The sequence below is a fragment of the Alcanivorax sp. 24 genome, assembly GCF_004360225.1.
Taxonomy (GTDB): Bacteria; Pseudomonadota; Gammaproteobacteria; order Pseudomonadales; family Alcanivoracaceae; genus Alloalcanivorax; species Alloalcanivorax xiamenensis.
The window spans coordinates 19,088-27,273 of the sequence record NZ_SNUA01000025.1; the positions used below are offsets into that span (position 1 = coordinate 19,088).

The following is an 8,186-nucleotide window of genomic DNA, read 5'->3' on the forward strand; positions in this document are numbered from 1 at the left end:
CCTACGGTTTCACCACCGTCTCGTTGGCCACTGGCAGTACCGTTGCGTCTGAAGCGAACCATGCACCGATTGATGTTTGCATCTCCTGTGTGGCTGCCGCGGACGCTGTCGGATCGACCAGAGAGGCATGTGTCCCCTCGACAAAACGCACCGCGCCGGAGACGGCGGCACCGCCGGTGGCGGCAGTGGTGGTGCTGATAGCAGGCAATTGCAGCAGGCTGATCAACGGTTCGGTACCCGCCAAGGGGGCACCCTCTACGTTATTGGGAATTACCTGGTCCGAGCTGCCTTGGTCGCCATTACCGGCGATTTCGATCAGATGAACAGGTGTATCATTGGCACCGATCATGGCCGCATAGTTTACCGGATCCGCTGAATCCACTACCGTTTGAGCTGCAAAGGCGAACTGCTCGAAGGTGGCGTTAATCCGTGCTAATTGACGATCACTTAGCGAACTGATGAATTGTGGGTAAAACGTCTCCAGAACATCGATAAAGGCCGTTGAGCCGGGAGTAACCCCCTGCTGTTCCGCCGCGGTGTTGGCCGCCGCTTTGAATTCCGTACTGGAAGCGTAAAGCAGCTGACTCTTGATCGTGGCCGAGAACGAAGGTGACGCCAATAAGAAGTTGGCGATACTGCCGCCGGGCATGGCCAGCGTGCTGGCGCGAACCGCGAAGAGGTCATTGGCTTGCTCCGGGAACGTATCGGGTAATGCGCTATTGGCCAGAGCAGTAAAGCCCGTGCCCGTGATCGCGCCGAGTGAGTGGCCGGCAAAGTAGACGCGGGAGACATCGATGGTCTCGCCGTCGTTGGCGACGAAGCCATTCAGGCTTACGCGCAGGCCCAGCACGTCAGCGATCGACTGGCGCAGGTTATCACGCGTCACCAGCAGGTCATCCAGGTTCATGTAGTGGGTAACACTCAGGGTCGAGGCATTAATCTCGTCGGTGCCGTCCATATCGACATCAAATCCGCGCTCGCCATGAAGGGGATGGTCAATTGCCACAGCGGCGAAACCATTCAATGCCAGCGTGCCGGCAATTGGTAACAGACTATCTTTATTGGCGGTGATGCCATGCTGGAAAATCACGACCGGCCAGCCGTCGGTGGGGGCCGCCGAAAATGGCTCCAGGCCTTGCGCCTGACGAACCGCGTTAACCGTTGCCAGATCGGGAATAGTAACTCGTGCAGGCACGACGACATCACTTTGCCGCCGTGGAATCGGGTTGGCTTTGGTTAAATGGCGATCGGTATCGATGCCGGCATGGATACAGTTGTTGGCGGGATTATAGGTATCCGGATTATTCGGATCGACACCCACTGTGCCAGGGTCCAATTCACCGGTGCGGATAGCATTCAACACGGAGATGGGGCTATCGCAAGAGGCGCGCCAGCGCTGATTAAGCGGAGCCGCTGGGTTTTCAGCGGAGGGTGAAGCTGAGTAATAGTGCAGCGTCACCTGGCCGCCATACAATCTGGCGGTTGAGGCGATGGCATAAGCTGGATCGATCGGGTCGTTCGGTAATAAACCGGTGAGAACCAACGCATCGGCCACTGTTATACCGGTGTTCATGGCCTGCAGCGCTGGTGTTCCTGTGGTCGAATACTGCCGCGCATAGCGGGCTTTAATTACCCCCAGCGCTTCCCCCACTGATTGCGTGGTGAAATTACTTGACATGATCACCGTATCGGTGTCAACGCCATAGGCCGCCATGGCATTTTCATAGCTATTGATCAGCGCTCGCAGATTCCGGGTATCGGTATTATCTGAATCTGGCGATTCCGACAGAGGCTTTTTCATCTGACTATACGTTCGTGATGGCTCAACATCGCGTCCTAGAGAATCCTGAATACGACTGGTCAGTGCTACCACGTAGCCGGTTTCTGGTTGTAATGGGCGCAACGGAATGATCGCCAAACCGCTTGAACCGGATGCTGACACGGCGAAATCCTCGCCATAGGTCAACTCGCCGGTAATGGCACAGACCGTTGCCGGGGAGGCTGCCGCGCAACCGCCGCCCACATCGCTGCCTCCCTGTGCCGTGCTGAACAGTCGTACAGCGCCGGATCGCGTCAGGCTATCGGCGTCGATGCGCACTGAATTGCCGTGTTTGTCGACAGGTACCGAGAATGAAAACGTTAATGTTGAGTGTGTACCCCATCCATCCAGCCCATTGATGGCGACCTGTGGATCCGCGCTGTCATCAGGACTGTCCACCGGAAGATTCAAGGTCGAATCGGTGCTGTCAATGAGCAGGATGTTGCTGGGTATAGGAAGCACGTCGTTGGCCGGATCAAAGGCCGCACGCGTTGCCGCGACAGGAGAGTCCTCTTCAGCCGACAAGTCGACGTCGCTACCGCCACAACCGGAGAGCCCTAATGCACAGCCTATTGTTAGTGAAATTGAAATTTTTTTATATGGTTTCCGAAATCCATAAAACGCCCCCCAAGGCGCCCTGTGCATTTAATGTTTGGCGGTGTCTATTCCGCTTTGTCTTTACCACTTTGCCAGGGAGAGAACCGGAAGGGCATACCCTGAATAGGGAGGGTCATTGGGGGCGAGTATTGGCGTGGCGGTGAGAAACCCGGCTACTTATGGGGTTTGGTCTGCGCGGCGCGAAATTCCGCCTGGGCCCGCTTGAGCAATAGCAACAGCCAGCGACTGTTCTGGTCCCGCGAATAACCCTCGAACAGCAAAAAATGGTCGTCCATGTGCATCAACAGCATCGCGTGATCACGGCGGCGACCGTCGTTGTCCAGCCAGTGCCAGCGGCTGCTGGCGCTGGCATGGCCTTCCAGATCGAACAGCCGTTCCTCGTCCACGGTCAATGACAGTTCGGGGCGTTTCATCAGATGATCCAGACGCCGCTGCCGCAGCTGGCCGTAGCGGCCAGACACTGCCCGTTGTGGTGACATCCGGTCCCAGCCCCCGGGCATCGGCACCACCGTCACGGTAACACGCTCGCTGGCTGGCGCCGGCAGCCGGTAACGCCACTGGCGCCGCCGTGGCGCGGTAATTTCGCCGTCCGCTTCCAGACCGGCCAGGGTATCCGGCGTGCGGAAGCGATGCACATCCCAGTCGGGATCGCCCGCCAGCAAACGTGGCGGCGACGAGGTCCGGGTAATGTTCTGGCAACCGCTCAATCCCAAGGCGAACAGCAGGAAAGTAAAAAAAAGAATCTTCAGGGGCACGGTGGTTTCGTTGTTACGAAAGGAATGCCTATGATGACATAGGTGGCGCCAGTATGACTGTCTGTGTGTGCACAGTCTTGGGCCTGGAGGTATGTCTCGGGCCAATTCGCTGGCAAGCCAGCTTCCCACGGAAAAGAAGCTACGGAGCCGCTGTGGGAAGCTGGTTTACCAGCGAATTGATGTGTGGGCATGCAGCGTGCCGCGAATAAACGGGCTGTTCCAACGGTGGGACAGCAGTGGCCGTGAATGGCACAATGGAATGGCTCGGGAAGAGCGCCGGTTGGCCCTGGATGGGAGAAGCGGTTGGCCAGTAAAAAAACAGCCTTTCCCGCCATTGCGCTGATGGCGGCCTTGATCACGGTGCCGTTCGTGCTGCTGGCGCTGTTGATTTTGCAACACCGCCTGTCGGTGCACGACAATTACCAGCGCATGCTCGGTGATATCCACGCTTTCGAGGCGGGTCTGGCGGTGGCGCCGGTGTTGGAAGAAGTTCGGGATCTGGCGGTGGGCATGGTCCACCTGGAATCCGCTGAGTTGAACATTCGCTATCGCGGTGCCCGTGAGCGGACCGATCAGCGGATCACCGCGTTCCTGGATGCGCTGGTGGCGCTGCCATCGCCGGGACTGCTGGATCAGGGGGGCGTGCTGCGCCGGGAGTGGCGCGATTCGGCGGTGCGCACCGGCATGTCGGTGGAGGATGTGGCCGGGCCTTTCGATAATGTCGAGCACATCAATGAGCGCCTTTATGCCACCCTGGCGGCGGTGCTGTACATGTCCGATCTGTCCACCGGCACCCGGCCACAACCCAGTGAAGCACTGTCGCTACCGATCAACGGCCTGCGCGAGTTGACGCTGCACGTTGGGCTGATCCGTTCCATTGCCATGTACACCAGCCTGCGCGGCGGCTATCTGAGCGGTGTCGATGCGCTTCGTCTGGAATCCGCCCGGCTCAAACTGGAAGAACAGATTCTGCTGCTGGACGGGCAGGTAAAGGCGCTGGCGGCCCGCGCCGGGGACACGGCGTTACGTCAACAGTGGCGGCCGTTGCGCGATTCGTTGATGAGCTATTTACAGTGGGTGGACCAGCACCTGGTGGCGACTCCCCGCGTCACCGTGCCTTGGCGCGAAGCGTTGGAGCAGGGTGGTGCGAGGCAGCGGCGGGTGCATGAGTTCGCCGGACTTACCGTGGATCTGGCCCGCCGCTTGGTATTGCAGGCTCACCAGGGGGCCCGCCACGACACGCTCTGGACCATGGGCGGTATCGCCATGCTGTATCTGGCGGTGTTGGTGCTGAGTGGGGTCTTCCTGCATTTCACTACCAAGGCGATTCGCGGACGGGCGGAGTTGCGTGCCAAAAGTCGCTTTCTGGCGCGCATGAGCCATGAGATCCGCACCCCGCTCAACGGTGTGCTTGGGCTGGCTGAGCTGCTGCGGGAGACTAATCCATCACCGCGTCAGCGGGAGTACATCGGCCTGATCGAGAACGCCGGCCGTACCCTGACCACGTTGATCAACGACGTGCTCGACTACGCCAAGTTGGAAGCCGGCAAACTGGAATTGGAACCAGGGCCGTTCGATCCGGCGGAGGAAATGAGCGATTGTGCCCGTATGTTCAGTCTGCCGGCCAGTGATAACGGCAATCTGATTCTGGTGGACGTGGATCCGGCCATGCCCTCTCAGGTGATCGGGGATGCCCCCCGGCTGCGCCAGGTGTTCACCAATCTGCTGTCCAACGCGGTTAAATTCACCCGCCAGGGGCGGATCCGGGTCACCGCCCGCTGTCTGGAGCACTGTGATGGCCAGGTCCTGCTGGAGTTCGCCGTCAGCGACAGTGGCATGGGCATGAGCCGCGAGGAGCAGAAGCGGTTATTCCAGCATTTTTCCCAGGCCAGCGCTTCGGTGACGCGGGAGTTTGGCGGCACCGGCCTGGGGCTGTCCATTAGCCAGGAACTGGTCCGGCTGATGGGAGGGGAGATTCATGTGCGCAGCGCCATGGGCAAAGGCTCCCGGTTTCGCTTCCGTGTACGCCTGCCGGTCTCGGCGAAGCCGGTGCCGATGGCGGAAATTCCCATGCGGCCGGCGCTGATGTGGGATCGTAGCGGGAATCTGGCGGCACTGTTGGAAGGGGACTCGCGCTTCCAGTCGGTACGAATACTGGATTCGCTGGCGTCATTGTCGGCATTGCCCGTGGAAAAGGACACACCGCTGTTGATCAACGGAGTGCGTGACAGTGCGCAACTGGATAGCGCTCTGCAGGCGGTCCGGTGCAGCGGCGCCGGTCTCCAGGTGGTGGTGTTGTGCGGCATGCGGCAAAGCGATGACCTCAGCATGCGGGACGACGTTACCCTGGTGCGCCGCTCCGTGCTCAGTGTCAGTGAGTTGCAGGAACTGCTGTGTAATCGTGACAGTGCGGCGGCACCGTTGTCGTCGTATGCATTCGATGAGGACAGGCGGCGGTTGCGGGTGCTGGTGGCGGAAGACAACCCGGTCAATCAGATGGTGACGCGCGGCTATCTGCAGCGCTTGGGCGTGCCGGCGCCACATCTGGCCGACGACGGCGCTCAGGCGTTGCAGGCGTTCACCACCGCCGCCGGCGGCTTCCGGCTGGTACTGATGGATCTGGACATGCCGGTCATGGACGGCTTCACCAGCGCCCGCCGGATGCGACAGTTGGAACGGGAACAGGGCTGGCCGCCGACGGTGATCCTGGCGCTGAGTGCCCATATTCTGCCGGAATACGCCGACCGTCTGCGGGACGCCGGCATGAATGGCCAACTGATCAAGCCGCTGACGCTGAGCGCGCTGCAATCGGCATTACAACAATACCTGGGGAGCGTGTCTGCCGGCCCGGCAGACCGGCCTTGACGCCGACATCGCGGCTCGTGAGCCTGGGCACTACGAAGCCGTTGTCGGAGCCCAGCTTGCTGGCGAATTACCGGACTCTGGCATTGACACATTCGCTGGCGAGCGAGCTTCCCACAGTGGCTTTGTAGTTCGGCCAGTGAATCGATGCTCAGGCTCTAAGCCGCCCCATCCGCAGCCGGCGCCAGCCCACCACGCCGGCCACTTTCAGCAGCGAGCTGAGGCCGCCGGCATCCGGCAACGGCGCTTTGCCACGGGCAATGCGCCCCAACTGCAGGGTGTACCAGGACACTTCCATCATCGCTGCTTCGTCCACCAGGCGGACGCCGGTGCGGATCGGTTTCACTTTGCAATCGCGGGCACGCCCGTCCAGCAAGCGCTGGCTTAAATCCGGCTCCACCACCAGAGGGCGGGCCAAGCCGACCATGTCGGTGGCGCCGTCGGCCAGGGCGCTGTTCATTCCCTCCAGCGTGCGGAAGCCGCCGGTGACCATCAGCGGTACCGTCACCCGTTGCCGCACCTGTTCGGCGTAGTCGAGAAAATAGGCCTCGCGCCGGCGGGTGGACGCCTTCACGCCTTGACCGGCCATGCGCGGCGACTCATAAGTGCCGCCGGAAATCTCGATCAGATCCATGCCTCGTTGCGCCAGTGCTTCCACCACTTGCAGCGATTCGCCTTGCTCGAAGCCGCCTTTCTGGAAATCCGCGGAGTTGAGTTTGATCGACACCGGGAAATCGTCGCCAACCCGCTCGCGGATGGCGTCGTACACCTCCAGGACAAAGCGGCGGCGATTCTCGGCGTTGCCGCCGTATTCGTCTTCACGCTGGTTGGACAGTGGCGACAGGAACTGACTGACCAGATAGCCGTGGGCACCATGAATCTGCACGCCGGTGAAACCGGCGTCGCGGGCGAGAGCGGCGGATTCACCGAAGCGGCGCACGATGTCGGCGATTTCGGCCTGCGTCAAAGCTCGCGGCAGATGGAAGAAACGACCCAGTTTGGGATCGCTGAACGGCACCGCGGAGGGGGCCACCGCGCCACGATTGAGCGCCTTCGGGGCCTGTTTGCCGGGATGATTGAGTTGCATCCAGATATGGGTATCCTGCTCGCGCCCGGCCAGGGCCCAGCGTTCCAGCAGCCGTTTGTCACGGTTGTTTTCCAGCACCACGTTGCAGGGCTCGCCGATGGCGCGGCGGTCCACCATGACATTGCCGGTGACCAGCAGGCCGGTGCCGCCCCGGGCCCATTCGCGATACAGCCGCACCAGGCGTGGCGTCACCCGGTTGCCTGGGGTTCCCAGGGTTTCGCTCATGGCCGATTTGCCCAGGCGGTTCTTCAGTGCCACGCCGCAGGGCAGGGACAGCGGCTGGTCGAGGGTTACGGTCATCTCGGGACTCCAATGGATTCGATGGGCTCATGATGCCCATTGAGGCCGGCTTTGCCGCGTCCTCTCGGGACAAAAAGAAGAAGCGCCTGACGCTAGGCGCTACAGTCAAAACCCGGGGCTGCGGGGTGTTGCCCGGTTACCTCGAAGACATCCATTCAGAGGGGGCTACAGCGCCGCTGTGGGAAGCAGCCCGGGCGGTGCTCCGCTGCCCTGGGCTGTTGACCATTCGCTTGCCAGCAAGCTTCCCACAGCGGCTTCGTGGCGGATCCGTGGGAGCCCCGCTTGCTGACGAATTCCGGCCCTCGGGTGTTGGGATATTCGCTTGCCAGCAAGCTTCCCACAGCGGCTTCGTGGCGGATCCGTGGGAGACCAGCTTGCTGGCGAATTCCGGCCCTCTGGTGTTGGGATATTCGCTTGCCAGCAAGCTTCCCACAGTGGCTTCGTGGCGGATCCGTGGGAGGCCCGCTTGCTGACGAATTCCGGCCCTCTGGTGTTGGGATATTCGCTTGCCAGCAAGCTTCCCACGGCGGCTTCGTGGCGGATCCGTGGGAGCCCCGCTTGCTGACGAATTCCGGCCCTCTGGTGTTGGGATATTCGCTTGCCAGCAAGCTTCCCACAGCGGCTTCGTGGCGGATCCGTGGGAGCCCCGCTTGCTGACGAATTCCGGCCCTCTGGTGTTGGGATATTCGCTTGCCAGCAAGCTTCCCACAGCGGCTTCGTGGCGGATCCGTGGGAGCCCCGCTTG

Annotated in this window: 4 protein-coding genes; 1 reads left to right on the top strand and 3 read right to left on the bottom strand. The window is 61.2% G+C overall.

The window, feature by feature from the left end; translation table 11 throughout:
* Position 1: 1 nt before the first annotated feature.
* Together E0L37_RS20690 and E0L37_RS20695 are read right to left on the bottom strand one after the other, a co-directional pair.
* Complete coding sequence (locus tag E0L37_RS20690) at positions 2 to 2,464, bottom strand: VolA/Pla-1 family phospholipase (protein WP_133493536.1); 2,463 nt, start codon at positions 2,462 to 2,464, stop codon at positions 2 to 4.
* A gap of 125 nt (positions 2,465 to 2,589) precedes the next feature.
* Positions 2,590 to 3,192 carry a hypothetical protein gene (locus E0L37_RS20695; RefSeq protein ID WP_133493537.1) on the bottom strand — a complete coding sequence of 201 codons (603 nt, stop codon included), beginning with the start codon at positions 3,190 to 3,192 and terminating at the stop codon, positions 2,590 to 2,592.
* Between the two features lie 303 nt (positions 3,193 to 3,495).
* Here E0L37_RS20695 and E0L37_RS20700 point away from each other — a divergent pair, with 303 nt between their 5' ends.
* Positions 3,496 to 6,057, top strand: a complete 2,562-nt coding sequence (locus E0L37_RS20700; protein WP_166643110.1) for an ATP-binding protein — start codon at positions 3,496 to 3,498, stop codon at positions 6,055 to 6,057.
* A gap of 148 nt (positions 6,058 to 6,205) precedes the next feature.
* Here E0L37_RS20700 and E0L37_RS20705 read toward each other — a convergent pair whose 3' ends face one another.
* Entirely contained in the window at positions 6,206 to 7,441 is a 1,236-nt protein-coding gene (locus tag E0L37_RS20705) for an NADH:flavin oxidoreductase/NADH oxidase family protein (RefSeq protein ID WP_133493539.1), read from the bottom strand.
* Positions 7,442 to 8,186: the final 745 nt, after the last annotated feature.

Bases quoted from the DNA above. Each gene is read 5' to 3' on its own strand.
- E0L37_RS20690 (WP_133493536.1), bottom strand. From the start codon at position 2,464: ATGCACAGGGCGCCTTGGGGGGCGTTTTATGGATTTCGGAAACCATAT.
- E0L37_RS20705 (WP_133493539.1), bottom strand. From the start codon at position 7,441: ATGACCGTAACCCTCGACCAGCCGCTGTCCCTGCCCTGCGGCGTGGCA.